The organism is Bradyrhizobium cedriense, from assembly GCF_054602315.1.
Genome location: NZ_JBTSWB010000005.1, coordinates 215034 through 240707, shown reverse-complemented (window position 1 = coordinate 240707; position 25674 = coordinate 215034). Strand labels below are relative to the sequence as shown.

Here is a 25674-nt window from a genome sequence, read left to right as displayed (position 1 = left end):
CTCGTAGGGTGGACAAAGCGAAGCGTGCCCACCATTTGCAGATGCTCCGGGGTAAGTCTGTCGGCGGGCATGGCGCTATCGCGTCGTTGCCCGCCCTACGAAAGAGCGCGAGCTGATTCATGGACGCCACAGTCAAACAGAACGACCGCATCGGCGTTCTCGAAGAGCTCCTCAACGAGCGCTACTCCGTTCGCGCCTTTCTTCCGAAGGACGTCGACCGCGCGACCATCGAGCATGTGCTGACCACCGCGCAGCGTACGGCCTCATGGTGCAACAGCCAGCCCTGGCAGGTCATCATCGCCAGCGGGGCCGCCAAGGAGCGTTTTCGCGAGGCGATCTACGCGGAGGCCTCGAAAGGCCTCGGCGATGATTACGACTTCACCCCGCCACGCGAATATGTCGGCGTCTACCTCGAGCGCCGCCGCGAGAGCGGCTTTCAGCTCTACAACACGCTCGGCATCGCCCGCGGCGACAAGATGGCCTATGCCAGGCAGGCGCTGGAGAATTACAATTTCTTCGGCGCGCCGCATGTCGCGATCATTCACACCAACGAGCCGCTCGGCATTTACGGTGCGATCGACTGCGGCGCCTACGTCTCGAATTTCATGCTGGCCGCGCAGGCGCTCGGGCTCGGTACGATTCCGCAGGCGGCGCTCGCGCGCCACTCCGGCCTGATCCGTCGCCACTTCAACCTGCCCGACGACCGCCGCGTCGTCTGCGGCATCTCGTTCGGCTACGCCGACCACGCGCACAAGGTCAACAGCTACCGCACCTCGCGTGCGAGTGTGGCCGAGACCGTAACCTTCGTTGAGGAGTGATCGAGCGCCGCGAGCTCGACGCCGCCCGCATCGGACGCGCAGGAAGACGGCCGCGGAAACGGCCGTCTTCCTCTCGTCTCCAATCCGATTGACGCCAGCCGTCAGCCGCCGCTGCCGCCGATCACGGCCCGAACGGTCTCGTCGGGACCGAAATCCTCGGCGCCATCGACATAGAGCAGCGCGGCGAGCTTCGAGCGCGCGCGGTTGACGCGGCTCTTGATCGTGCCGACCGCGCAGCCGCAGATCGAGGCCGCGTCCTCATAGGAGAAGCCGGACGCGCCGACCAGGATCAACGCTTCACGCTGATCCTGCGGAAGCTTGTCGAGTGCCGTGCGGAACTCCTCGAACTCGAGATGCGCGTTCTGCGAAGGCTGAGTCTTCAACGTCTTGGCGTAGTTGCCTTCGGCATCCTCGACCTCGCGCCGCCGCTTGCGATAGTCGGAGCGGAACAGGTTGCGCAGGATCGTGAACAGCCAGGCCGGCAGGTTGGAGCCGGGCTGGAACGAGTCGATGTTGGCGAGCGCGCGCAGCAGCGTCTCCTGGACCAGATCGTCGGCCCGGTCGGCATTGCCGCTGAGCGAGATGGCGAAGGCGCGCAGACTGGGCACGGCCGCCAAGATGTCGTTACGCAGGGAGTCCGTGAGAGGCATTAGTCCCTCCCATTGTTGTTGTCGTTGGATCCGCCCTCATTTTCGACGTGGGGTGTTGCTCCCGGCGCATCAAGCTTCTTGATCAGTTCTGCGAACCGATCTGGAACCCCTTGTCGCACGACATCGTCGTACATCGCGCGCAACTGATGCCCGATCCGGGATTGAATCTCCGGAGTGAGGCCTCCCTTGCCGGGGGTCGTGCTTCTGCTGGCTTGAGACTTGAGATCTTTCATGACCTGTTCCACGTTTCCCCGAGTTAAGTGACTGTAAAATCGAGAGGTTTTCTCAACCGGGAGCCGTTCCCTGGATAGGCACAATTCCAGGTGCGCCAAAAAGTTCCCAGCCCGACGGAACTTTTCTTGGTCTGATGCGTAGTCAGCCCAGCAGGGGAACCCCGGGCCCCCCGCGTGATGCCTGCACCTCAAGGTTGGCCCGAAGATGAATGGAGTGGGGATGTCCCGTTCACAGCTCGTTGCTGAACACTTGCCGTTGTTGCGCCGATACGCGCGCGCCCTGACGGGCAGCCAGGCCTCCGGTGACGCCTATGTCGCAGCCATGTTGGAAGCAATGCTGGGAGATCCGTCGGTGCTCGACGAGAGCCACGGGCCTCGCGTCGGCCTGTTCCGGCTGTTCACCCAGATCTGGAACTCGGTCTCCGTCAATGACGATGCCGAGGTGACGACCCTGCCGATGCCGCCGGAGCGGCGGCTGTCGAACATCACGCCGCTGCCGCGTCAGGCCTTCCTGTTGCTTTCGCTGGAGGGCTTTTCGGAAGAGGAAGTCGCCTTCATTCTCGGCACCGATGTCGCGGAGACACGGCGGCTTGCCGACGCTGCCGGACGCGAGATGGCCGCGGAGATCGCGACCGACGTGCTGATCATCGAGGACGAGACCTTTATCGCCATGGACCTCGAGAGCCTGGTGAAGAATCTCGGTCACAACGTCGTCGGCGTCGCGCGCACCCACGCCGATGCGGTGGCGCTGGCCAAGAACAAGCGGCCAGGCCTGATCCTCGCCGACATCCAGCTCGCCGACGGCTCCTCGGGCCTGGACGCCGTCAACGAGCTGCTCCGCACCTTCGAGGTGCCGGTGGTGTTCATCACCGCGTATCCCGAGCGCTTCCTCACCGGCGAGCGCCCCGAGCCGGCCTTCCTGATCTCGAAGCCGTTCCAGCCCGCGATGGTGTCGGCGGTGGCGAGCCAGGCGCTGTTCTTCCAGCGCAACTCGCGCAACCGCGCGCCGAAGGCGCCGGCGGCGTAACAAGGCGCCGGCGGCCTGCCAGCCGGCGACGTGATCTGATCCGGCGTGCTGCAAGGCACGCCGGATTTTTCATGCCGCCGGTACCCTTGACCGCTCTTGAATCCGCCGCTCATACCTCGTGCGGCGGCTGCGCTTGCGGCCGCTTCAATTGGAGATGTGCCCATGGACCAGACGCTGCTCGATCGCCTCGCCATCCGCGACCTCGTCGAGAACTGGGCGGTCTGGCGCGATGCCGGCGACTGGGAGCGATTTGCCACGGTCTGGCATGACGAGGGCTGGATGTCCGCCACCTGGTTTCAGGGGCCGGCGCGGGATTTCATGCGGGTCAGCCAGGAGGGATTCGCCAAGGGCGTGCGCATCCTGCACTTTCTCGGCGGCGTCAGCATCGACCTCGCGGGCAGGAGGGCCATCGCCCAGACCAAGATGACGATCTCGCAGCGGGCCCTCGTGCACGATGTGCTCTGCGACGTCGTCTGCACCGGCCGCTTCTACGATTTCCTCGAGAAGCGGCAAGACCAGTCAGGCATCGGCAGATGGGGCATCGTCCGCCGCCAGCCGATCTACGAGAAGGATCGGATCGATCCGGTCGATCCCGCCGCGACACTCCGCCTCGACCAGAAGGCGCTCGCCGCGCTCCCCGAAGGCTACCGCCACCTCGCCTACATGCAGGAGCTGATCGGCTACAAGGTCAAGCGCGACATGCCGGGCCTCGCCGGGCCGGAGGTCGAGAAGCTGTATGGCGAGGGACGGGACTGGCTGGCGGGGAAGGCGAAGTGAGCTCCAGACAAAAGTAAGGCGCGACTGGCATCACCACAGTCGCGCCCTACGTCGCCGGCTTATGGGGCAGGGGGGAATAGCCGGCTGCAGAGACGACTCCTGCCCGCGAAAGTCGTTCCACCTCGTGCGAAATATTTTGCGGGGCTGCTGCATTTTTCGCACACGGTTAAGTGATCGTAACGGCCACGAACCCCCGATCCTTCGCCCGCGTTGTTCCCGCGATCGCCATGGGGCGAGGGATCGGCAGCCATGTTACAGATTAAAAAGGTATTTTTAGGCGCCGTCGCGATTGTCGCGATGCTCGGCGCCGTTCAATTAGCCTCCGGTCATGATCTGGCCGACCGCTGGCAGGCGGTCGCCGATATTCCGAGCCACAGCACAAACTTCGCGGCGAGCCATAACGTGAATCGTGTCGGCAAGTCCGACCGGCTCGCCGAGATCAAGCCCGCGCCGGTTCCCACTCGCACGGTGTCGATGCGGCTGAACGACCTCGCCGACACCTCGGTGCTGCTGCGCGTCCCAGCGGTGATCGAGACCGGCAACGCGAAGTCGCCGGTTCTGCTCCAGAACCAGAAGAAGGGCCGTACCAAGCCGACGATCGCCTGCGAGCCGATGGTCAGCTCCCTGACAGAGGTCGCAAAACTGCTCCAGCCCGGACGCTGCGTGACCTGATCCGCACCTTTTCAACATTGGCCCGCCCGGGCCGATGCTTCACATGCTCTTGATCCGCCGTTCTCTCGCGCTATATCCGGGTTCCTTCCTTTTGTTTTGACCGGGTAAGCGCATGACGACGTCAGATACGGCTGTGCATACGCAGCCTTTCCAGGCCGAAGTTTCCGAACTGTTGCACCTGATGGTGCACTCCGTTTATTCGGAAACCGACATCTTCCTCCGCGAGCTCATCTCCAACGCCTCTGACGCCTGCGACAAACTGCGCTATGAGGCCATCGCCAGTCCCGCCCTGCTGGGCGAAGGCGACGCACTCAAGATCCGCATCGTCCCGAACAAGACGGCCTCGACCCTCACGATCGCCGACAACGGCATCGGCATGGAACGGCAGGAGCTGATCGACCATCTCGGTACCATCGCCCGCTCCGGCACCAAGGCGTTCGTGTCGAAGCTCAAGGAGGCCAAGGACGGCCTCGGCCTGATCGGCCAATTCGGCGTCGGCTTCTATTCCGCCTTCATGGTCGCCGATAAGATCGTCGTGATCAGCCGCCGCGCCGGCGAGAGCGACGTCTGGACCTGGACGTCCTCCGGCGGGGCCGGCTTCGAGATTGCCCGTGCCAGCGACGACGAGGCGGCGCGCGTGACGCGGGGCACCGAGATTGTCCTGCATCTGAAGGACGATGCCAAGAAATACCTCGAGACCTACGAGATCGAGCGCATCGTCACGGCCTATTCCGACAACATCCTGTTTCCGATCGAGCTGGTCCCGGAAGAAGGCGAGCCGCGCCAGATCAATTCTGCAAGTGCGCTGTGGCAGCGCTCGAAGTCCGAGCTGACCGCGGAGGACTACAAGAAGGCCTATCAGCAGATCGCCTCCGCCTTCGACGATCCCGCGATGACGCTGCATTACCGCGCCGAGGGCCGCTATTCCTACGCCGTGCTGCTGTTCGCACCGTCGACGAAACCGTTCGACCTGTTCGAACCGAATCGCAAGGGACGCGTGAAACTCTACGTCCGCCGCGTCTTCATCACCGACGATGCCGACCTGCTTCCGGGCTATCTGCGCTTCATCCGCGGCGTGGTCGACAGCGAGGATCTTCCGCTCAACATCTCGCGCGAGATGCTCCAGAACAATCCGCAGCTCGCGCAAATCCGCAAAGCCGTGGCGACTCGGGTCGTATCCGAGCTCGAAAGCCTTGCCGAGAAGGACCCTGAGAATTTTGCCAAGATCTGGGACGCCTTCGGTGCGGTGATGAAGGAAGGCATCTACGAGGACTTCGAGCGACGCGAAAAGCTGCTTGCGCTGTCGCGCTTCACCACGACAGCGGGCGAGAAGCGTTCGCTGAAGCAGGTCATCGCCGATTTCAAGCCGAACCAGACCGAGATCTATTATCTCGTGGGCGACAGCATCGAGCGGCTGAAGTCCAATCCCCGGCTGGAAGCCGCAACCGCACGCGGTATCGAGGTGCTGCTGCTGTCCGATCCCGTCGATGCCTTCTGGACCTCGATGCCGTCGGAGTTCGAAGGCAAGCCGCTGAAGTCGCTGAGTCAGGGCGATCTCAATCTCGACCTGATCCCACGCATCGACGAGGCGGATCAGGCGAAGAAGGACGAGCCGGCCGCGGACGAAGCGGCCACCATCGCCGTGATCAAGGCTGCACTCGGGGAGCGCGTCAGCGACGTCAAGGCCTCGACGCGCCTCACCAGCTCGGCCTCCTGCCTCGTCGCCGACAGCCAGGGTCCCAGCCGCGAGCTCGAGCGCATCCTGTCGCAGCAGAACCGCGGTATGAAGACCAAGCCGATCCTCGAGATCAATTTGCGCCATCCAATGGTCACTGCGGTCACCAAGGCGCAAGCTGGTTCGAAGGTCGTCGACGATCTCAGCCTGCTCCTGCTCGAACAGGCGCAGATCCTAGACGGTGAATTGCCGGAAGATCCGGCGGCGTTCGCAGCCAGGCTGAATCGGCTCGTGTTGCAGGGGCTCGGCGTCTAGCTGCCGCATCGGCGATCGTGCCCGGGTTGGGCAGGCCATCCACCTCTTTCCGCGCTCCTCGATCGCGCACGGATGGACGGTCAGGCCCGGCACGACGCCAGCGAGTGCATTGCGGGAGCGCTCCACTCACCTTGCCGTCATCGGCCCCAGGAACAGTCGCCTCTCGCATGGTGTTATGCCATATGAGAAGACCGGCGTCGGTGCCGCCGCCGTGATCGATTCGAGGATTTCTCCATGCGCTTGCCGATCTTGACCCTCACCGCGATTGCCGCGCTGTTCGTCGCGACAGATGCCGGCGCCCAGACCTATGATCCACGCTATCCGGTGTGCATGCACATCTATACGCCCGGCGGCTTCGGCGGTGGTGGCGATTATTTCGACTGCTCTTTCACCTCAATCCCGCAGTGCCGCGCGAGCGCGTCGGGACGCTCCGCGAGCTGCGACGTCAATCCCTATTACGCCTTCAACGAACCGCCGCCGCGCCGGCGTCAAAAGAAGCAGTACTAGCGGTCTCCGCCATGCGCTTTCCTCCGATATCCGCAGTGCATCGTTCGCTCGGCCCAATCGTGGCCGCCGGTGCCTTCTTCGTGGTCGCGCCCTCGCATGCGCAGACCTTCGATCCCAGTTATCCCGTCTGCATGCACGTCTATTCCAGCGCGAATGGCGGCGGCGGGGAATGGTACGACTGCTCCTTCACCTCGCTGCCGCAGTGCCGTGCCACCGCTTCGGGTCGCGCTGCGACCTGTGACCTCAATCCGTACTATCCGGTCAACGTGCCGCCGCGCCCACGTCACCGGCGAAGCGGTTAGTGCCGGGCGCCAGTCCGATCGAGCGTGTGGTCCCGGTGCGCGCCCGCTACTCCTTTTTCAGGCCCGACAGCTCGACCACCTTGCGCCAGCGGTCGGCTTCCGCCGTCAGCATGCTGCCGTACTCATCGGCATTGCCGTGAAGCGGGACCGCGCCGACAGGTCCGCTATCGCAAGAACCGCGCCGGGCCGCACGACGATCCCGCCCGTTTGGTAAAGGATGACGAGAGTTAATCGCGCACTAACCGGCTTTTACCTTGTCTCTTAACACCTGGACAGGGCGCACATCGTAAACTGTCGGAACCAGCAGACACGTTCCGAAAGAATGAACGGCATGACCACCGGCGTCATCGAGCAAACGAAGGCCGCGCGCGCGCCGTCGGCATCAAAGATCTGGCTGAAGGCCATCGAATTGACCGCACGGATCGAGGCGTTGCCGGGACGCCTGTTCGCCGACGTCGTCGACGATTGGGCGCGGCGCCAGCCCGACCGCATCGCTCTGGTCACTGATGACGCCGCGCTCGACTATGAAGGCTTGTCCAAGCGCATCAACCGCTATGCGCGCTGGGCGCGCTCGGTCGGCGTGGGCAAGGGCGATACGGTTGCGCTGATCATGCCGAACGGCATCGACTATGTTGCCGCCTGGCTCGGCATCAGCCGGATCGGCGGTGTGGTTGCGCTGCTCAACACGAAGCTGGTTGGCCGATCGCTCGCGCATTGCCTCGATGTCGCAAGGCCCCGGCTCATCATCGTCGCGCACGATTTGATGGAGACGCTGGAGAGCGCGAAGCCGCATCTGAAAACAGAGGCGAAGATCTGGACACACGGCGATGCGCGTGACCAGCGTGCCATCGACGTGGCGCTCGCCGCACTCGACGACGGTCCGCTCCTATCGGAGGAGCGCGGCGACGTCACGATCGACGACCGTGCCTTGCTGATCTACACCTCGGGCACCACGGGCCTGCCGAAAGCGGCCAGCATCAGCCACCGTCGCATCCTCAACTGGGGCTTCTGGTTCGCCGGCCTCACCGGCGCGACTCCGCAGGACCGGCTCTACGATTGCCTCCCGCTATTCCACTCTGTCGGCGGCATCGTCGCGCCATGCAGCATGCTGGCTGCCGGCGGCTCCGTGGCCATTGCGGACAAATTCTCGGCCTCGCATTTCTGGTCCGACATCGTCCGGCACGACTGCACGGTGTTCCAGTATATCGGCGAGCTCTGCCGCTACCTGCTGAAGGCGGCGCCGTCGGAATACGAGAACCGTCATCGCTTGCGGCTCGTCTGCGGCAACGGCCTGCGCGGCGACATCTGGGAAGATTTCCAGGCACGCTTCTCCATTCCGCGCATCCTCGAATTCTACGCGGCGACGGAAGGCAATTTCTCGCTGTTCAACGTCGAGGGGCAACCGGGTGCGATCGGGCGCATACCGCCGCTGCTCGCGCATCGTTTTCCGGCCAGTCTCGTCCAGCTCGATCCCGCCACCGGCGTGCCGCTGCGCAATGACCAGGGCTTCTGCATCGCGTGCGGCCGTGGCGAGCCCGGCGAGGCGATCGGCCGCATCGGCACCGCGGAGCAGGGCGGTGGTCGCTTCGAGGGCTACACCGATGCCGGTGAGACCGAAAAGAAGATTCTTCGTGACGTCTTTGCCAAAGGTGACGCCTGGTTCCGCACCGGCGATCTGATGCGGATCGACGACAAGGGTTTTTTCCATTTCGTCGACCGTATCGGCGACACTTTCCGCTGGAAAGGCGAGAATGTCGCAACGTCCGAGGTGAACGATGCCGTGCGCGATTTCACCGGCGTCGTCGACGCCACCACCTACGGCGTCACCATCCCCGGCACCGACGGCCGCGCCGGCATGAGCGCGATCGTCGTGAACGAGGGCTTTGACATCGCCGCGTTGCCTGCGCATCTCGCGCAGCGCCTGCCGACTTGCGCCTGCCCGGTTTTCATCCGCATCTCGCGCGAGCTCGATGCCACCGAGACCTTCAAGCAAAAGAAGAGTGAGCTCGGGCGCGAGGGATTTGATCCGGGCACGATCTCCGATCCGCTGTTCATGCTCGAGCCGAGATCCGGCGCTTATGTCGCGCTCGATTCCGATAGGTTTGCCGCGATCGTCGACGGCACGATCCGGCTGTAGCGGCACCAAAATCCGCCAGATACGTCCAATTTTATCTGAATTGTCCAAGAAGCCATTTACTTCTGTCGGGTAAACAGACGGCCATTGGGAGGCGGTCGTCAAGAGCCGCCGCAACACGAATGACAACGAAAAGCGAGCCAACCATGTCGGTAAGGTCAAAGGTCATTGAAGCGATCCAGCAGATCGCCAAAGAGCAGCACGTCACGCTTCCCGCACTGTCGGACGATCTGTCCCTGCACGAGACGGGCTTCGACTCGCTCGCCTTCGCGATTCTCGTCGCTCGCCTGGAGGACGAGACCGGCGTCGATCCCTTCACCATTTCCGAGGACGCTGCGTTCCCTGCCACGGTGGGCGATTTCGTGCGGGCCTACGAAAATGTCCCCGCGTGAGATCTTCGCGCTTCGCGACCATCTCGGCGAGGAGCTGAAGGGCCGCACGATTTCCGATGCGCACGATGTCGTGTCGCTGACCGACATCCTGTCGCGGACGGTCCTGTGCGGCCGGCTGCACGAACTGTCGGAACGTGCGGTGCTGCTGAAACTATCGGATCAGCTCCGGTCCGGCCTTGCCATGATCGAGCTCGACGGCATCGCCCGTCGCATGCTGCTGTGTCCGCCGGATCTCAATCCGGCGCATCTGGATGCGCTGATCGCCGATGCCGGGATTGATGCCGTCGTGACTGACGAGCCGGATCGCTGGGCCGGGACTGCCGTGCCGCTGGTCGTCACTGCACAATTGCCGCTTCAAGCCGCAGCGCCTGCCGCGAGCGAACGTGCGACGGAATGGTTGATGCTGACCTCCGGCACGTCTGGCGTACCGAAGATCGCCGGCCATACGCTCCAAGCGCTCACCGGCGCGATCGTCGCCGAAGGCGCCTCGCGCGGTCCCGCGCCGGTGTGGGCGACGTTCTACGACATTCGCCGCTATGGCGGCCTGCAGATCTTCCTCCGCGCGATTCTCTCCGGCGGCTCGATGGTACTGTCCGATCCCCATGAGGCGCTCGCCGATTACGTTACGCGGCTGAATGCGCGCGGCGTCTCGCACATTTCCGGTACGCCCTCGCACTGGCGCAAGCTCCTGATGAGCGGCTCGGCCGCGCAGTTCACCCCGGCTTACGTTCGTCTCTCCGGCGAGATCGCCGACCAAGCCGTGCTTGACGGCCTCAAGGCGGCGTTCCCGAGCGCTTCCGTCGGTCATGCCTATGCCTCGACCGAGGCCGGCGTCGGCTTTGCCGTGAACGACGGGCTGGAGGGCTTTCCTGCCGATTATCTCGGCAATCGCAATGGCGTCGAGATGAAGGTCGTCGACGGCTCGCTCCGGATCCGCTCGGCGCGCACTGCGCATGCCTATGTCGGCCGCAACGCCTCGGCGCTCGCCGATGCCGACGGTTTCGTCGACAGCGGCGACATCGTCGAGCGGCGCGGCGACCGCTACTATTTCGTGGGCCGTCGCGGCGGGATCATCAATATCGGCGGCCTGAAGGTCCACCCCGAGGAGATCGAGGCGGTGATCAACCGCCATTCCGACGTGCGGATGTCGCGCGCCAAGTCGCGCCGCAGCCCGATTACCGGCGGCATCGTCGTCGCCGACGTGATCCTCGCCGAGGGCACAGATCCGGCGCGCGCGAAGGAGATCCGCGACCAGATCCTGAATCAGTGCCGCGCCCATCTGGCGTCCCACAAGGTGCCTGCGGTGATCCGCTTCGTCGAGGCACTCGACGTCACCCCGGCCGGAAAACTGGCGCGCACCGATGCATAACGTTCTGGTCACCGGCGGTAGCCGCGGTATTGGTCTTGCGATTGCAAGGCGCCTCGTCGGCGCTGGATACAATGTGATTGCGGCCGCGCGGCGCGAGAGCGAGGAGCTCAAGGCGGCAACTGCCGAGTCCGAGGGGCGCCTGCATTTCCGTGCCTGCGATCTTGCCGTGATCGATGCGATCCCCGCTTTCGCAAAACTCGTGCGCGACGAATTCGGTCCGATCTACGGCCTTATCAACAATGCTGGCCTCGGCACCGAAGGCCTGCTCGCCACCATGCACAATTCCGAGATCGCGGACTTGGTGCAGCTCAACGTGCTATCGCCGATCATCCTCACCAAATATGTGGCGCGGCAGATGATGGCCGATGGCGCCGGTCGCATCGTCAACATCTCCTCGATCATCGCGACCACCGGTTACAACGGCTTATCCGTCTACGGCGCGACCAAAGCCGCCGCCACCGGCTTCACCCGTTCGCTCGCGCGCGAGGTCGGCAAGCTCGGCATCACCGTCAACGCGGTCGCACCGGGCTTCATCGACACTGAGCTCACGCACAATCTCTCCGACGAAGGCCGCAGGCGCATCGCCGGGCGCAGCGCGCTGCGCCGGCTGCCGGAGACGGAGGACGTCGCGCGCATGGTGGAATACCTGCTGGGGGATGGCGGCCGCAACGTTACGGGAACGGTGTTCACCATCGACGCGGGGAATACGGCATAAGTGGAACTCTACGGTCATTATTGCATTGATCCGGCACAATGACATTCAGCCGGATTTGGTCGTAAGATGGCCCGCAATCGATTGGATTACGTCAATCGATCTGTCCCAATCGACAGGGAGCAGTCCATGACCGTGCCAGACATGACCGCTTCAAATCAGGGCCGCACGGAGCAATCCCGTGCAAAACCCGACGATGTCCACTGCCCGCCGATGACACATCAGAATTCCGGCAGCCACGGGCATGAAATGTACCCGCAGCAGTTCGTCCGCCTCGTCGGCTGCCATGATGCGTCTCTCGACACCTTGCGCAAGCGTCAAGACGAGAGGCTGCACTAAAGCGCGATGAGATCAGGATGAATCGTCATCCCGCTTTGGGTTGTTACTTGAGCATGGTCTTCTCGGAAAACCGCTGCACACTTTTCCGGATCATGCTTTAGCCGCTCACGTCCGCTGCTTCGGCAAGTCCTTCGGCACGTCCTTCGGTAGGTCAATTCGCTCGTGCGAGAATTCCGGCGGCCCTTCGGTGAGGCGACGGATGCGGCGCTCGCGTTCGTCCGCCGGCAACGAGGGGTCGAGCAGCGACTCGATCTGGTGGACTGCGATCTCTTCGATCTTGGTGGCGTCCGATGCGATCGGGTGCACCGGCGTGACGACCGGCGGTGCTGTCTTCAGGCCGAGTTCGATGAGGTTGCAGATGGCATCCGAGCGGGTCAGGCGATGAGCTTCAGCCCAGGCATCGACGGCTGCCGTCAGTCTTTCGGGCATCTTCACCGCGCTGACCGGGTCGATGCCCGTGCGCCGACGGACCGGAGAAGTGGAGTCCTTTTTGTCGAAGTCGGACACCTCGATCATCCCATGCAACCCTTGGAGCCGCAACCCTTGGAGCCGATCGACGATAACCGTTCTCCCCGGCCGGCCGTTTGATGCCGATCAATGACCCCGCTCGGCACTGCAATCGGGCCGCATCTTGTTGTCCGGGCCCGTTTCGGCCAATGATCGAAGAGGGGGCGCCGGCCCGCGAACCCGGATCGATCCCGCCACGTATCTGTTTCGCATCCCTACCACCCGGATCCCAATGACATCAGGCGAATCCTTCTACGGCAGCATCCCCGTCTTCCGCGGTTTCACCAGCCTGATGGATCCGGTGCTGTATTCGCCGCTGCCGGAGGACTGGAGCATCGGTATTGCCGACATCGTCGATTCGACCAAGGCGATTGCGGCGCAGCGATACAAGGCGGTGAACATGGCCGGCGCCGCGGTGATCGCGGCAGTGACGAATGCGCTGGAGGGACGCGAATTCCCCTTCGTGTTCGGCGGTGACGGCGCCGGCTTCGCGGTCGCGCCCCACGATCTGGAACTGGCTCGCGAGGCGCTGGCTGCAACCGCGACCTGGGTGCGGGAGGATCTCGATCTGACCATGCGCGTCGCGCTGGTGCCGGTCAGCGCCATCCGTGCACAGGGCCTCGACGTGCGCGTCGCCCGTTTCGGTCCCTCGCCGAACCTGTCCTACGCGATGTTCTCCGGCGGCGGGCTCGCCTGGGCCGACGCCGCGATGAAGCGCGGCGAATTTGCGATCGCCGAGGCGCCCGCCGGCACGCAGCCCGATCTGTCCGGCCTGTCCTGCCGCTTCGAGGTGATGCCGGCCTCGCGCGGGCTGATCCTCTCCGTGCTGGCGATGCCGGCGCGCGACGCCGATCCACGTGCCTTCCGCAAGGCGATCGAGGACGTCATTGACCTTGTCGAGCGCAGCCCGGATGGCGCCCGTCCGGTGCCGCCCCAGGGGCCGCCACTGAAATGGCCGCCGGAGGGGGTGGACTATGAAGCCCGCACCAGGCGCGGAGGTCCGCTGCTCGTGCGCCGCGCGGGCGTGCTGGCCTATACGCTGTTCGTCTATCTGATCATGCGCTTTGATCTCAAGGTCGGCGGCTTCGTGCCGAACGTTTACAGGCGTCAGGTGGTCGAGAACTCCGACTTCAGGAAGTATGACGATGGACTGCGCATGATCCTCGACTGCACGCCGGAGCTCGAGCGCGCCCTCAACGATCGTCTCGCTGCGGCCGCGCGCGCCGGCATCGTGCGTTACGGCCTCCACCGGCAGGACGCCGCCATGATGACCTGCTTCGCGCCCTCGGTGCTGCGCAGCGACCACGTCCACTTCATCGACGGGGCGCGGGGCGGCTATGCCTCGGCCGCGACGGCGCTGAAGGCGATGGCAGCGGCCTAACGCCCCGCGCGCGTCCAGGTCCCGCCGCCGCAGAGGGCGCCGACGCTGCGACCCGCAGTGAATCCGCCGATGTCAGCGCGCCTGCGTTCGTTCTGCCTGCGTTCATCTGCCCCATCGCACGAAGGCCACCGAGGCCGCGGTCGACAGCCCGAACACGACCATGGCGCCGCCGACCAGCGCGAACAGGGTCCAGGCCGGAGCCTGCGCGGTCATGAGCCAGACGCCGCCGATCGCGACGATCAGGAGCCGTGCGGTGGAAGCGAGCACGGGCCCGCCGACGCGTGCCGCGCCTTGCGAGGAGAAATAGAGTGACACGCCCATTCCGAAGAACACGAAGGCCGGGCCTGCCCAGTGGAAATAGCTGTGCGCGGCGGCGCTGACGCCGGGATCGCGCGTGAACAGCGACACCCACAGCGCGGGGTCGAGCGCTACGACGAGGCCGATCGTGCCGACGGTGAGGCCTGAGGCCGCGGCTGCGGTCCAGGCTACGCGCCTCGCGCGTTTCACGTGTCCGGCACCCATCGCCACGCCGACCATCGGTACTGAGGCGATGCCGAAGGCGAAGGTGATCGGGATCAGCAGAAATTCCAGCCGTGATCCGATGCCGTAGCCGGCCAGCATCTCGGTGCCGAACGTCGCCAGGATTCTCGTGAAGATCAGAATGGTGAGCACGGTCTGGAGCGGCGACAGGCAGGCGACCGCGCCGACCTTCAGAATGTCCAGGAACATCGCGCGTTCGAAATGGAAGGCCTGGAAGTCGAGCTGCAGCCGGCTGCGGCCCGACACGAGATACCAGACGAAAAAGATAGCGGCGCAGCTGAAGGCAATCAGCTGGCCGGCGGCAACCCCGGGCATACCGAATTGTTTCACGCCGAACAGGCCGAGCCCGAGCGTGCCGCCGAGCGCGATCTGGAGCACGCTCGCGCCGATCAATGTCATCGACGGCAGGCGCATGTCGCCGGTGCCGCGGATCACCGAGGCCAGCGTGTTGACGAGCCAGATCGCGATCGCGCCGGAGAACAGCACCTGCGAATAGCCGCTTGCTTCCTCGAGCACCAGTTCGCGGCCGCCGAGCAGGGTGAAGAAGAAGCGGCCGAAGACGAGCATCATCATCGTGAAGAACAGCCCGCCGCAGACGCCGATGATGGCGGCATGCAGCGCCAGCGTGGCGGCGCGGTCGCGATTCCCCGCACCGAGCGCGCGGCTGATCGCGGAGGAGACGCCGCCGCCCATCGCGCCCGCGCTCATCATCTGCGTCAGCATCGCGAACGGAAACACCAGCGCGATCGCGGCGAGCGGAATGGTGCCGAGCCGGCCGATATACGAGGTCTCGGCGATGGCAACCAGCGTGCTGCCGACCATCGCGATCATGTTGGGAATCGCGAGCCGCACTAGCGTCGGCAGGATCGGCGCGGTCAGAAGGCTGGCGATGGGGGAGGCGACCGGCGCAACCGGCGGGACGGCGTCTGCAGGGGCGTCGATCGTCATGTTCACCGGATGGAATATTAGATGATGATCGACATACTATAGGACGTGCGGATGCGGCGCAGCCCTCGTTCACGCAGGGCTCACCACGGCAGGCCGCATAGGTCGATCGTGCCGAGCGTCGGCGCGCGCACGATCTCGAAGACATAGGGCGCCATGTAGTCGAAGCGGATCCGCCCCTCGGGCTGCTCGCAATAGACCTCGCCGTTGAAGGGCTGCCATTTGCGGGCCTCGTAGAACGCGAAATTGTGCGGCTCGCAGAACAGCAGCGCGAAACGGACCGCCTCGTTGGCCCTGATGGTGTGCACGGCCGCGTCGATCGCCACGGTGGCATAGCCGCGGCCACGGCGGTCCTCGCGGGTGCAGACCCCGCCGATGCCGCCAATGTGGACCTTCTGCCCGTTCCAGGTGACGGTGCGGAAGTAGATGCCGACGTGGCAGACGAGACCGTCCTCGGGCGTCTCGATCAGCACGCGCAGGTCCGGATTGGCCCATTTGACGTGAGCCCAAGGCGGCTTCTCCGTCGCATCGTGTCCCCAGACCGCGCTGAGCAGCGGCTTTGCGATCGGCCACGAAGCGTCGCCGTTCAGAATGTCGATCTCGATGCTCATGGCTCTGTCTTTCGCAAGGTCGGCGCGTGGGGCATTCGTTCTGTCATAAGCGCCTCAAAGGCAATGATATTTTGCATCGAGCCACCAAGACGCCGTGTCTTCGCGTGCTGCGACGATTTTATGCAATCGTGCCACGCGCCTGCTTCACGCGTTTTCGCAAATTCTGAGGTATTTAACGGCCGCGGAACCTTCTATAAGGGGTGACCGTTAGAACTCGTTCCCACCAGTTGCGGACAAGAACCCATGACCTTTACGCTCCCCCCACTACCTTACGCCTATGACGCCCTCGGCCAGTACATGTCGAAGGAAACGCTGGAATATCACCACGACAAGCATCATCAGGCCTACGTCACCAACGGCAACAACGCGCTCAAGGGGACCGAATGGGAAGGCAAGTCCCTTGAAGAGATCGTCAAGGGCTCGTTCGGCAAGAACCCCGCGGTGTTCAACAATGCCGGCCAGCATTACAACCACATCCACTTCTGGAGCTGGATGAAGCCGAATGGTGGCGGTACCAAGCTGCCGGGCAAGCTCGAGAAGAAGATCAACGAGGACCTCGGCGGCTTCGAGAAGTTCAAGACCGACTTCCAGGCGGCCGGCGTCGGACAGTTCGGTTCCGGCTGGTGCTGGCTCCAGGTCAAGAACGGCAAGCTCGAGATCTCCAAGACCCCGAACGGCGAGAATCCGCTGGTGCACGGTGCCACTCCGATCCTCGGCTGCGACGTCTGGGAGCACTCCTACTACATCGATTATCGCAACCGTCGTCCCGACTACCTCAAGGCATTCGTCGAGAACCTCGTGAACTGGGAGTACGTCGAGTCCCTGTTCGAGAAAGCCTGAGCCTGTCATTCCGGGGCCCCGCAGGGCTAACCCGGAATCCAGGAATTGTGGCGCGAGATTCCGGGTTCGGCTTCGCCGGCCCGGAATGACAGACTACGAAAGGCGGTCGCCGACGCGGCCGCTTTTTTGCTGTGCGGAATTGCCCTGCACGGCGCGCGCATCGGCCTGTGATCGTTCCGTTTGCATCGCCCAGACGCCGACCTTAATCAGGATAGGCATTCCCTCGATCCGCCCCGCGCCAATTGTCAGAACATTCCTCGAAAGACCCCGCGCCTGCCGACGAAGCAGACTCCGAGCCGCGGCCGGGGCGTGTGCGCAAGCCGATCGGCTGGTCGACCATCATCATCGCGGTCCTGGTGGCGGTGAGCGCGGGCGTGGTCTGGCGGCGTGACGGCACCGACGGTGTCCTCGAGATTCTCACCCACGACCTTTCGCTGTTCGGCGGCATCCTGCCGCGCGTGCTCGCCGGCTGCCTGCTCGGCGCGTTCATCTCGGAGATCCTGCCGCACGAGAAGGTCTCGCGCTCGCTCGGGCCGAAATCCGGCCTGATGGGCCTTCTGATCGGCACCGCCTTCGGCGCGATCCTGCCCGGTGGTCCCTTCACCGCCTATCCGGTCGCGAGCGCGCTGCTCGCAGTCGGCGCCGATTTCGGCGCCACCATCGCGATGGTCGTGAGCTGGACCCTGATCGGCTACGGCCGGGCGGTGGCCTGGGAGATCCCGATCATGGGTACGGATTTCACGCTGTGGCGGATCGTCATCTCGCTGCCGCTGCCGGTGCTGGCCGGCGCGCTCGGCCGCTTCGTCTACGTTCGGCTCTATCCGAAGCCGGCCATGAAGGACGATGAGAATTGAGCGCCGCGCTTCTGATCGACATCCTGCTGTGGGGCTCGGTCCTCGGCGTCGGCCTGATCGCTTTCCGCCGCGGTCCTGCCGTGTTCAAGGTTTCGCTGCGTGAAGGCTCCATGGACTTCATCAACATCGTGCCGCGGATCGCACTGGGTGTGATCGGCTCCGGGTACATCGCGGCCATCATCCCGCAGGAGGTGATCACCGGCTGGCTCGGGCCGGACAGCGGCTGGCTCGGGGTCGCAACTGCCGTGGTCGCCGGCGCGGCCACGCCCGGTGGTCCCGTGATCGGCTTCTCCATCGGTACGGTGGCGCTGAAGTCGGGCGGCGGGGCGCCCCAGGTGGTCGCCTATGTCGTGGCCTGGGCGCTGTTCGCCTTCCAGCGGGTGATCTTGTGGGAGATCCCGTTCATGCCGGCCCGCTTCGTTTGGTTCCGCTGCGCTGTGTCCGTGCCGTTTCCGTTCGTGGCTGCCGGCATCGCCATGATCATCGGCAAGCCGTGACCTCGTCATGGACAGGAGTAATGTTATAATATAACGTGTTTGGCATGGTTCCTGCTGCGTCTCACGCCCATCATCACCATGCCCACGGCCACTCCCATGCCCACGGGCATCCGCACGAGCACGATCACAGCCATGCTGCGACGTCTCCGCATCCGGCCCAGGCGGCGCCCTGGTCGATCCTGCGCATGACCATGGCGGGCCGGCTCGCGGCTGCGCTTGCCGTCTGTGCCGTGCTCTGGGGGATCGTCTTCCTGGCGATGAGGTGAGGATGGCGGCGCTGCATTTCCACAACGTCACGCTCGGCTACGACCGGCATCCGGCCGTGCATCATCTCAGCGGCGACATCGCGCCGGGTGCGCTGGTCGCCGTGGTCGGTCCGAACGGCGCCGGCAAGTCGACCCTGCTGCGCGGCATCGTCGGCATCCTCAAGCCGCTCGACGGCAGCATCCATCTCGGCGGCCTCGACAACCGGGACATCGCCTATCTGCCGCAGAGCGCGGAGATCGACCGCAGCTTTCCGATCTCGGTGTTCGATTTCGTCGGCACCGGGCTGTGGCGCGGCACCGGCCTGTTCGGCGGCATCGGCAAGACCGCGCGCGAGAAGATCTTGCGCGCGATCGCCGCCGTCGGTCTCAATGGCTTCGAGAATCGCCCGATCGGCACGCTCTCCGGCGGCCAGATGCAGCGCGTGCTGTTCGCGCGGGTGCTGCTCCAGGACGCGGGCCTGATCGTGCTCGACGAGCCCTTCAACGCCATCGACAGCAAGACCACGGCCGATCTGCTCGCGCTGGTGAAGGCGTGGCACGCCGAGGGCCGCACCGTGCTGGCCGCGCTGCACGACATGGAGATGGTGCGCAACCATTTCAGCGAGACGCTGGTGCTGGCGCGGGGGCCGGTGGCGTGGGGACCGACGGCCGAGGTGCTGACGCCGGAAAACCTGATGGTCGCGATGCGGATGTGCGAGGCCTTCGACGACAGTGCCGCGGCCTGCGCGGACGACGATATCAGCTCGCGGGCGGCTTGATATCCGATGATCTATGACGCGCTGATCGGTCCATTCACCGAATTCGAGTTCATGCGGCGGGCGCTCGCCGCCGTGATCGCGCTGGCGCTGGCGGGCGCGCCGATCGGTGTGTTCCTGATGCTGCGTCGGATGAGCCTCGTCGGCGATGCCATGGCGCACGCGATCCTGCCCGGCGCGGCCGTCGGATTCCTGCTGTCCGGTCTCAACCTATTCGCGATGACGGCCGGAGGCCTGATTGCCGGCTTCGCCGTCGCGATCCTCGCCGGCGTGGTTGCGCGCTCGACCGGGCTGAAGGAGGACGCTTCGCTCGCGACCTTCTATCTCGCTTCGCTGGCGCTCGGCGTCACCATCGTCTCGATCAAGGGCACCAATATCGACTTGCTGCACGTGCTGTTCGGCAACATTCTCGCGATGGACGACCAGACGCTGCTGGTGGTCGCCTTCAACGCCACGGTGACGCTGCTGGTGCTCGCGGTGATTTATCGTCCCCTGGTGATCGAGAGCGTCGATCCACTGTTCCTGCGCACCGTGAGCCGCGCCGGCGGACCTGCGCATCTCGCCTTCCTCGCGCTCGTCGTCATCAATCTCGTCAACGGCTTTCAGGCGCTCGGCACGCTGCTTGCGGTCGGCCTCATGATCCTGCCCGCGGGCATTGCCCGGTTCTGGTCGCGCGATCTCACCGCAATGATCTGCATCGCTGTCGTTGCTGCGGCGGTCTCGGGCTATGCCGGCCTCGTGCTGTCGTTCCAGACCCGCGTGCCCTCGGGCCCCGCGATCATTCTCGTGGCGACGGTGATCTACGTGGTCTCCGTCCTGTTCGGCCGGGTGGGCGGCATCATCCGCCAGCTGTTTCCCGGCCGGCATCTGGAAGCGTGACGATGCGGCTCATCCTGCTTTGTGCGCTGTTGCTGATCGCCTCGCCGCTGCATGCCGCAGACCGGCTCACCGTCGTCGCGAGCTTCTCGATTCTCGGCGACTTCGCCCGCAATGTCGGCGGCGACCGCATCAACCTGACGACGCTGGTCGGCGCGGACGGCGACGTCCATGTCTACACGCCGGCGCCCGCCGACGCGAAGCGGATCGCGGGTGCAAAGCTCGTCATCGTCAACGGGCTCGGCCTCGAGGGCTGGCTGCCGCGCCTCGTGCAGTCCGCGGGCAGCAAGGCCCAGGTCGTAGTTGCGAGCGCCGGCATCTCGCCGCTCAAACTCGGCACGGCCGCCGACCCCCACGCCTGGCAGTCCATCCCCAACGCCAAGGTCTACGTCACCGACATCGCCAATGCGCTGGCGACCGCCAGTCCAGATGATGCGGAGTTCTTCCGCGCCCAGGGCAAGGCCTATCTGGAAAAGCTCGAAGCGCTGGACCGCGAGGTCCGCGACGCCGTGGCGACAATCCCACGGGACCGGCGCAAGGTGATCTCCAGTCACGACGCCTTCGGCTATTTTTCCGCCGAGTACGGTATCCAGTTCATCGCGCCCCGGGGCGTCTCCACGGAAACCGAACCCAGCGCGCGCGACGTCGCGGCCATCATCGGCCAGATCAGGGCCCAGAAGATCCCGGCCGTGTTCCTGGAAAATATCAGCGACGACCGGCTGATCCGCCGGATCGCGGCCGAGACCGGCGCAAGGATCGGCGGGACCCTGATTTCGGACGGTTTGACGGGCGAAAAGGGGCCTGCACCCACTTACATTGACATGGTCAGGCACAATATAAAGGCCCTGACCAGCGCGCTTGACCATTAAGGCAGGGGCCACCCCGCCTCGCGTCGCGCGAAAAGCCCGAAGTTCGGAGTTGTTATGTCTGAAGCGACCTCCCAAAAGATTCCCGTGACCGTCCTGACCGGCTATCTCGGTGCCGGCAAGACCACGCTGCTCAACCGCATCCTGTCCGAAAACCACGGCAAGAAGTACGCCGTCATCGTCAACGAATTCGGCGAGATCGGCATCGACAACGACCTCATCATCGGCGCCGATGAGGAAGTGTTCGAGATGAACAATGGCTGCATCTGCTGCACCGTGCGCGGCGATCTCGTCCGCATCATGGATGGCCTGATGAAGCGCAAGGGCAAGTTCGACGCCATCATCGTCGAGACCACCGGCCTTGCCGATCCCGCGCCGGTCGCCCAGACCTTTTTCGTCGACGAGGACGTGCAGAAGCACGCGCGGCTCGACGCGGTGGTCACGGTCGCCGACGCAAAGTGGCTGTCCGATCGGCTCAAGGATGCGCCCGAAGCCAAGAACCAGATCGCCTTTGCCGACGTGATCGTCCTGAACAAGACCGATCTCGTTTCCAAGGGCGAGCTCGCCGAGGTCGAGGCCCGCATTCGCGGCATCAATCCCTACGCGAAACTTCACCGCACCGAGCGCTGCTCGGTCGCCCTGACCGACGTGCTAGACCGCGGCGCGTTCGACCTCGACCGCATCCTCGATATCGAGCCGGACTTCCTGGAGGCCGACGATCACGACCATGATCATCACCATCACGACCATCACCACCATGATCACGGACACGGCCTGAAGCACTATCACGACGAGGAGATGCAATCGCTCTCGCTCAAGACCGACAAGCCGCTCGATCCGAACGTGTTCATGCCCTGGCTCCAGAACCTGGTGCAGGTCGAGGGCGGCAAGATCCTGCGCTCCAAGGGCATCCTCGCCTTCCATGATGACGACGACCGCTATGTCTTCCAGGGCGTCCACATGATGCTGGAGGGCAATCACCAGCGGAAGTGGAAGGAGGGCGAGCCGCGCGAGAGCCGCCTCGTCTTCATCGGTCGCGAATTGCCGGAAGAGGCGATCCGCAAGGGTTTCGAGAGCTGCATCGTCTCGTGATGAAAGAGTTCACGCCGCCTCCCGATTCCGCCTCGATCGTATCCGTCACCGACCGTGTGAAGCCGGTCGGGCTCGGCATTGCCGTGACCTCGGTGCATTTCCTTGGCGCCCGTGCTGCCTTCGTCGGGGGCGAGGAAAACGTTGCGTTCGTCGATGGCAAAGGCGAGATCACCACGGTCGCCGTGCACAGCGGCGGCATTCTCTCGACCGCTTCCGACGGCAAGCGCCTCGTGCTGGGCGGTGACGACGGCAAGGTCGTCTCGCTCGACGCCAAGGGCGAGGTGACGCTGCTCGCCACCGATCCGAAGCGGCGCTGGATCGATGCGGTGGCGCTCCATGCGGACGGCGCCTTCGCCTGGTCGGCCGGCAAGACGGCCACCGTCAAGAGCGGCAAGACCGAGGAAAAGTCGATCGAGGTGCCGTCGACCGTCGGCGGACTCGCGTTCGCGCCGAAGGGCCTTCGGCTCGCGATCGCGCATTACAACGGCGTGACACTGTGGTTTCCGAACATGGCGGGATCGGCCGAATTCCTGCCCTGGGCCGGCTCGCATCACGGCGTCACCTTCAGCCCGGACAACAAATTCCTGGTCACCGCAATGCACGAGCCGGCGCTGCATGGCTGGCGGCTCGCCGACAACAGGCACATGCGCATGACCGGCTATCCCGGCCGCGTCCGTTCGATATCCTGGAGCGCGGGCGGCAAGGGGCTCGCGACCTCGGGTGCTGATACCGTCATCGTCTGGCCGTTCGGCAGCAAGGACGGCCCGATGGGTAAGGAGCCCGCGATGCTCGCGCCGCTCCAGGCACGCGTGTCCGTGGTGGCCTGCCACCCCAAGAACGATATCCTCGCCGCCGGCTACAGCGACGGCACCGTGCTGATGGTGCGGCTGGAGGACGGTGCCGAGATCCTGGTCCGCCGTAACGGCACTCCGCCCGTGGCCGCGCTCGCCTGGAATGCCAAGGGCACGCTGCTGGCCTTTGCCGATGAAAATGGTGACGGTGGCCTGCTGGAGCTTTAATCTGTCATCGTTCTGGCCGTATAGGGGGCCATGCGGTTCCTGACGACCTTCCAGCTTGCCGACTTCGGCGACACGCTGATCAGCCTGTTCACGGCCTTCGTGCTGGGGACGCTGATCGGGGCCGAGCGGCAGTACCGCCAGCGCACGGCGGGCCTGCGTACCAACGTGCTGGTCGCGGTCGGCGCCGCCGCCTTCGTCGATCTCGCGATGCATCTGACCGCGGCCGACGGCGCGGTGCGGGTGATCTCCTATGTCGTCTCCGGCATCGGCTTCCTGGGGGCCGGCGTCATCATGAAGCAGGGCATGGACGTGCGCGGCCTCAACACCGCAGCGACGCTGTGGGCCTCGGCCGCGGTCGGCTCCTGCGCCGGCGCCGACATGGTCGCGCAGGCGACTGCGCTCACCTTCTTCGTCATCGCCGGCAACACGCTGCTGCGTCCGCTGGTCAACGCCATCAACCGCATTCCGCTGAACGAGAAAACCTCTGAGGCCACCTACTACTTCAAGCTCGCGGTGGCGACTGACGCCCTGCCGGACATGCGCGACCGGCTGATCGACAAGCTCGAGGCCGCCAAATATCCGGTGGCCGATGTCGACGTGGTCGAGATCGGCGAGGATGTTCTGGAGATCGTCGCAAAGCTGGTCGCGAGCGCGGTCGATCCAAACGAGCTGAACGCGGTGGCGACGGATTTGCAGCATTTGCCGGGCGTGCGGCACGCGACGTGGGAGGTCAGCACGACCGATTAGCGCGGCGTTTTGGCGCGCGGTGGTCAGGTTCCCGTCTCGGCCTTTGCGGAACTGCCGTCGCGCAATTTCGTTGATCCTGCTGAAAAGGCGGTGATCGACATGATCGGCAATGGCAATCGCAGACTGAAACGTGACCTGATGATCGCCTGCTCGCTCTTCGCAGCAGGTGTCGTGGTGTCGGTGATGTCACTCGCCCAAATCCGTGCCGAAAGCCGGATGGAACTGGCACAGGCGACGCCACCGCTCCAAGGCACCCCGTCCGACGAACAGAGCAAGGTGCCCGCGGAATCCAGGCCTGGCGGTGATCGGCCGACCACGCCAGCGCCAGAGCCCGCGCGGCCGGATTCCGAGACGCAGGGCGCCGCGACCAAGCCGGCGCTGCCGCCGGCTCCGGCGGAGAAGATCGCGCCGCCGATGAAGGAGAAGTAGGAGAAGCTCGCAGTGAGCGCCATGCCCGGGACAAGCCCGGGCATGAGCGCTTGGTTGTCACCGCACCAGAACGTTCCGGAACTGCCAGGGGTCGCTCGTGTCGATATCTTCCGGAAACAGTCCCGGGCGATCCGTCAGCGGCGTCCAGTCGGTGTAGAAGCCCTTCACCGGGCCGAGATAGGGCAGCTGGATCTCCAGGAGACGATCGAAATCCATCTCGTCGGCCTCGACGATGCCTTCGTTCGGGTTCTCCAGCGCCCACACCATGCCGCCGAGCACGGCGGAGGTGACTTGCAGGCCGGTGGCGTTCTGATAGGGCGCGAGCTTGCGGGTCTCTTCGATGGAGAGCTGCGAGCCATACCAATAGGCGTTCTTGTCATGGCCGAACAGCAGCACGCCGAGCTCGTCGATGCCGTCGACGATCTCGTTCTCGTCGAGGATATGGTGCTTTTCCTGCATCTTCCCGGCGCGGCCGAACATTTCATGCAGTGACAGCACGGCATCGTCAGCCGGATGGTAGGCATAGTGGCAGGTCGGCCGATAGACCGCCGTGCCCGATGCGTCACGCACGGTGAAGTAATCCGCGATCGAGATCGACTCGTTGTGGGTGACGAGGAAGCCATACTGCGCGCCGCGGGTCGGGCACCAGGTGCGCACGCGCGTGTTGGCGCCGGGCTGCATCAGATAGATGGCGGCGCCGCAGCCGGCTTCGTGGGTATGTGCATTCTCGGGCATCCATTTTTCATGGGTGCCCCAACCGAGTTCGGACGGCTGTACGCCTTCCGACAGGAAGCCTTCCACCGACCAGGTGTTCACGAAGACATCAGGCTCTTTCGGCGTCTTGGAGCGCTGGGTGTCGCGTTCGGCGATGTGGATGCCCTTGATGCCGGCCTGCCGCATCAGATCCGCCCATTCGGCCTTGGTCTTGGGCTTGGGGGCGTTGAGCTTGAGGTCAGCGGCGACATTGAGCAGCGCCTGCTTGACGAAGAAGGAGACCATGCCGGGATTGGCGCCGCAGCAGGAGACGGCCGTCGTCGAGCCCGCCGGGCGCGCCTTCTTGGCGGCCAGCGTCACTTCGCGAAGGGCGTAGTTGGAGCGCGCTTCCGGGCCCTTCGACGAGTCGAAATAGAAGCCGAGCCAGGGCTCGTTGACGGTGTCGATGTAGAGAGCGCCGAGCTCGTTGCAGAGCTCCATGATGTCGGTCGAGCCGGTATCGACCGAGAGGTTGACGCAAAAACCCTGGCCGCCGCCCTCGGTGAGCAGCGGGGTCAGCACCTCGCGGTAATTGTCCTTGGTCAGGCCCTTCTGGATGAACCTGACATTGTGCTTCTCGCAAAGCGCCTTGCGGCCCTCGTCCTTGGGATCGAGCACGGTGATGCGCGACTTGTCGTAGTCGAGATGCCGTTCGATCAGCGGCAACGTGCCTTTGCCGATGGAGCCGAAGCCGACCATGACGATGGGTCCGGTGATCTTCGCGTAGATCTGCGAGGCGGGGCTCATGGGATGGTTTCTCCGGAAAGTGCAGGC

General features: G+C 64.6%; 31 protein-coding genes. 24 read left to right on the top strand and 7 right to left on the bottom strand.

All coding sequences use genetic code 11. The annotated features are described in order from the left end of the window. Positions 1-119 precede the first annotated feature (119 nt). Positions 120-818, top strand: a complete 699-nt coding sequence (locus ACYCVF_RS22375; protein ID WP_459600329.1) for a nitroreductase — start codon at positions 120-122, stop codon at positions 816-818. 101 nt (positions 819-919) lie between these two features. Here ACYCVF_RS22375 and ACYCVF_RS22370 read toward each other — a convergent pair whose 3' ends face one another. Further along, positions 920-1468: a sigma-70 family RNA polymerase sigma factor gene (locus ACYCVF_RS22370; RefSeq protein ID WP_018316216.1), complete on the bottom strand. Its 549-nt coding sequence runs from the start codon at positions 1466-1468 to the stop codon at positions 920-922. Then, positions 1468-1701 carry a NepR family anti-sigma factor gene (locus tag ACYCVF_RS22365; protein WP_024337325.1) on the bottom strand — a complete coding sequence of 78 codons (234 nt, stop codon included), beginning with the start codon at positions 1699-1701 and terminating at the stop codon, positions 1468-1470. Before ACYCVF_RS22365 ends, ACYCVF_RS22370 begins: the two co-directional genes overlap by 1 nt. 220 nt (positions 1702-1921) lie before the next feature. Here ACYCVF_RS22365 and ACYCVF_RS22360 point away from each other — a divergent pair, with 220 nt between their 5' ends. The 11 genes from ACYCVF_RS22360 to ACYCVF_RS22310 all read left to right on the top strand — a co-directional run bounded on the left by ACYCVF_RS22360 (position 1922) and on the right by ACYCVF_RS22310 (position 11922). Beyond that, positions 1922-2728 carry a response regulator gene (locus ACYCVF_RS22360; RefSeq protein WP_061024618.1) on the top strand — a complete coding sequence of 269 codons (807 nt, stop codon included), beginning with the start codon at positions 1922-1924 and terminating at the stop codon, positions 2726-2728. 162 nt (positions 2729-2890) lie between these two features. Further along, a complete protein-coding gene (locus ACYCVF_RS22355) occupies positions 2891-3505 on the top strand; it encodes a nuclear transport factor 2 family protein (RefSeq protein ID WP_459600326.1) in 615 nt (204 codons plus the stop codon). Between the two features lie 249 nt (positions 3506-3754). Then, complete coding sequence (locus tag ACYCVF_RS22350) at positions 3755-4177, top strand: hypothetical protein (RefSeq protein ID WP_459600324.1); 423 nt, start codon at positions 3755-3757, stop codon at positions 4175-4177. Positions 4178-4289: 112 nt separating this feature from the next. Next, positions 4290-6167 (top strand): molecular chaperone HtpG, encoded by a 1878-nt coding sequence (htpG, locus tag ACYCVF_RS22345; RefSeq protein WP_459600322.1) that lies wholly within the window; start codon positions 4290-4292, stop codon positions 6165-6167. 234 nt (positions 6168-6401) lie between these two features. Then, complete coding sequence (locus ACYCVF_RS22340) at positions 6402-6674, top strand: DUF3551 domain-containing protein (RefSeq protein WP_459600320.1); 273 nt, start codon at positions 6402-6404, stop codon at positions 6672-6674. An 11-nt stretch (positions 6675-6685) separates the two neighbouring features. Then, positions 6686-6976, top strand: a complete 291-nt coding sequence (locus tag ACYCVF_RS22335) for a DUF3551 domain-containing protein (RefSeq protein ID WP_459606620.1) — start codon at positions 6686-6688, stop codon at positions 6974-6976. Positions 6977-7298: 322 nt separating this feature from the next. Beyond that, positions 7299-9113 (top strand): long-chain-acyl-CoA synthetase, encoded by a 1815-nt coding sequence (locus tag ACYCVF_RS22330; protein WP_459606619.1) that lies wholly within the window; start codon positions 7299-7301, stop codon positions 9111-9113. Positions 9114-9256: 143 nt separating this feature from the next. Continuing rightward, entirely contained in the window at positions 9257-9502 is a 246-nt protein-coding gene (locus tag ACYCVF_RS22325) for an acyl carrier protein (RefSeq protein WP_015688794.1), read from the top strand. Then, complete coding sequence (locus ACYCVF_RS22320; RefSeq protein ID WP_459600313.1) at positions 9489-10871, top strand: class I adenylate-forming enzyme family protein; 1383 nt, start codon at positions 9489-9491, stop codon at positions 10869-10871. The genes ACYCVF_RS22325 and ACYCVF_RS22320 overlap by 14 nt, the downstream gene beginning before the upstream one ends. Next, positions 10864-11586 carry an SDR family NAD(P)-dependent oxidoreductase gene (locus ACYCVF_RS22315; protein ID WP_459600311.1) on the top strand — a complete coding sequence of 241 codons (723 nt, stop codon included), beginning with the start codon at positions 10864-10866 and terminating at the stop codon, positions 11584-11586. The genes ACYCVF_RS22320 and ACYCVF_RS22315 overlap by 8 nt, the downstream gene beginning before the upstream one ends. A gap of 126 nt (positions 11587-11712) precedes the next feature. Continuing rightward, positions 11713-11922, top strand: a complete 210-nt coding sequence (locus ACYCVF_RS22310) for a hypothetical protein (protein WP_459600309.1) — start codon at positions 11713-11715, stop codon at positions 11920-11922. 105 nt (positions 11923-12027) lie between these two features. On the opposite strand, the gene ACYCVF_RS22305 is transcribed toward ACYCVF_RS22310, so the two are convergent. Then, entirely contained in the window at positions 12028-12438 is a 411-nt protein-coding gene (locus ACYCVF_RS22305) for a hypothetical protein (protein WP_459600307.1), read from the bottom strand. A gap of 223 nt (positions 12439-12661) precedes the next feature. Here ACYCVF_RS22305 and ACYCVF_RS22300 point away from each other — a divergent pair, with 223 nt between their 5' ends. Then, positions 12662-13810, top strand: a complete 1149-nt coding sequence (locus ACYCVF_RS22300; protein ID WP_459600305.1) for a DUF3095 domain-containing protein — start codon at positions 12662-12664, stop codon at positions 13808-13810. A gap of 102 nt (positions 13811-13912) precedes the next feature. Here the strand turns inward: ACYCVF_RS22300 and ACYCVF_RS22295 are convergent, their stop codons facing one another. Together ACYCVF_RS22295 and ACYCVF_RS22290 are read right to left on the bottom strand one after the other, a co-directional pair. Then, a complete protein-coding gene (locus ACYCVF_RS22295; protein WP_459600303.1) occupies positions 13913-15298 on the bottom strand; it encodes an MATE family efflux transporter in 1386 nt (461 codons plus the stop codon). Positions 15299-15378: 80 nt separating this feature from the next. Continuing rightward, positions 15379-15906: a GNAT family N-acetyltransferase gene (locus ACYCVF_RS22290; protein ID WP_459600301.1), complete on the bottom strand. Its 528-nt coding sequence runs from the start codon at positions 15904-15906 to the stop codon at positions 15379-15381. A gap of 243 nt (positions 15907-16149) precedes the next feature. Here ACYCVF_RS22290 and ACYCVF_RS22285 point away from each other — a divergent pair, with 243 nt between their 5' ends. Beyond that, positions 16150-16746, top strand: coding sequence for a superoxide dismutase (locus tag ACYCVF_RS22285; protein ID WP_027573470.1), 597 nt, complete (start codon positions 16150-16152; stop codon positions 16744-16746). A gap of 93 nt (positions 16747-16839) precedes the next feature. On the opposite strand, the gene ACYCVF_RS22280 is transcribed toward ACYCVF_RS22285, so the two are convergent. Then, positions 16840-16965, bottom strand: coding sequence for a hypothetical protein (locus tag ACYCVF_RS22280; RefSeq protein WP_459600299.1), 126 nt, complete (start codon positions 16963-16965; stop codon positions 16840-16842). Positions 16966-16988: 23 nt separating this feature from the next. On the opposite strand from ACYCVF_RS22280, the gene ACYCVF_RS22275 reads away from it, so the two are divergent. The 10 genes from ACYCVF_RS22275 (at position 16989) to ACYCVF_RS22230 (ending at position 24147) form a co-directional block, all read left to right on the top strand. After that, on the top strand, positions 16989-17600 hold the full coding sequence (locus ACYCVF_RS22275; RefSeq protein ID WP_459600297.1) for a permease: 612 nt from the start codon (positions 16989-16991) through the stop codon (positions 17598-17600). Next, positions 17597-18097 carry a hypothetical protein gene (locus ACYCVF_RS22270; RefSeq protein WP_459600295.1) on the top strand — a complete coding sequence of 167 codons (501 nt, stop codon included), beginning with the start codon at positions 17597-17599 and terminating at the stop codon, positions 18095-18097. The genes ACYCVF_RS22275 and ACYCVF_RS22270 overlap by 4 nt, the downstream gene beginning before the upstream one ends. A gap of 44 nt (positions 18098-18141) precedes the next feature. Continuing rightward, positions 18142-18363, top strand: coding sequence for a hypothetical protein (locus ACYCVF_RS22265; RefSeq protein ID WP_459600293.1), 222 nt, complete (start codon positions 18142-18144; stop codon positions 18361-18363). 2 nt (positions 18364-18365) lie between these two features. Next, positions 18366-19121, top strand: coding sequence for a metal ABC transporter ATP-binding protein (locus tag ACYCVF_RS22260; protein WP_459606618.1), 756 nt, complete (start codon positions 18366-18368; stop codon positions 19119-19121). A gap of 6 nt (positions 19122-19127) precedes the next feature. Then, the gene (locus ACYCVF_RS22255; protein WP_459600289.1) at positions 19128-19997 is read left to right on the top strand and encodes a metal ABC transporter permease; all 870 of its coding nucleotides are present in this window, start codon (positions 19128-19130) and stop codon (positions 19995-19997) included. A 2-nt stretch (positions 19998-19999) separates the two neighbouring features. Then, complete coding sequence (locus ACYCVF_RS22250; RefSeq protein ID WP_459600287.1) at positions 20000-20863, top strand: metal ABC transporter substrate-binding protein; 864 nt, start codon at positions 20000-20002, stop codon at positions 20861-20863. A gap of 54 nt (positions 20864-20917) precedes the next feature. Beyond that, positions 20918-21952 (top strand): CobW family GTP-binding protein, encoded by a 1035-nt coding sequence (locus ACYCVF_RS22245; RefSeq protein ID WP_459600285.1) that lies wholly within the window; start codon positions 20918-20920, stop codon positions 21950-21952. Continuing rightward, positions 21952-22971 (top strand): WD40 repeat domain-containing protein, encoded by a 1020-nt coding sequence (locus tag ACYCVF_RS22240; RefSeq protein WP_459600283.1) that lies wholly within the window; start codon positions 21952-21954, stop codon positions 22969-22971. Before ACYCVF_RS22245 ends, ACYCVF_RS22240 begins: the two co-directional genes overlap by 1 nt. 30 nt (positions 22972-23001) lie before the next feature. Then, the gene (locus tag ACYCVF_RS22235) at positions 23002-23718 is read left to right on the top strand and encodes an MgtC/SapB family protein (protein WP_459600281.1); all 717 of its coding nucleotides are present in this window, start codon (positions 23002-23004) and stop codon (positions 23716-23718) included. 99 nt (positions 23719-23817) lie between these two features. After that, on the top strand, positions 23818-24147 hold the full coding sequence (locus tag ACYCVF_RS22230; protein WP_459600869.1) for a hypothetical protein: 330 nt from the start codon (positions 23818-23820) through the stop codon (positions 24145-24147). A 57-nt stretch (positions 24148-24204) separates the two neighbouring features. Here the strand turns inward: ACYCVF_RS22230 and ACYCVF_RS22225 are convergent, their stop codons facing one another. Further along, positions 24205-25647, bottom strand: a complete 1443-nt coding sequence (locus tag ACYCVF_RS22225; protein WP_459600279.1) for a homospermidine synthase — start codon at positions 25645-25647, stop codon at positions 24205-24207. Positions 25648-25674 lie beyond the last annotated feature (27 nt).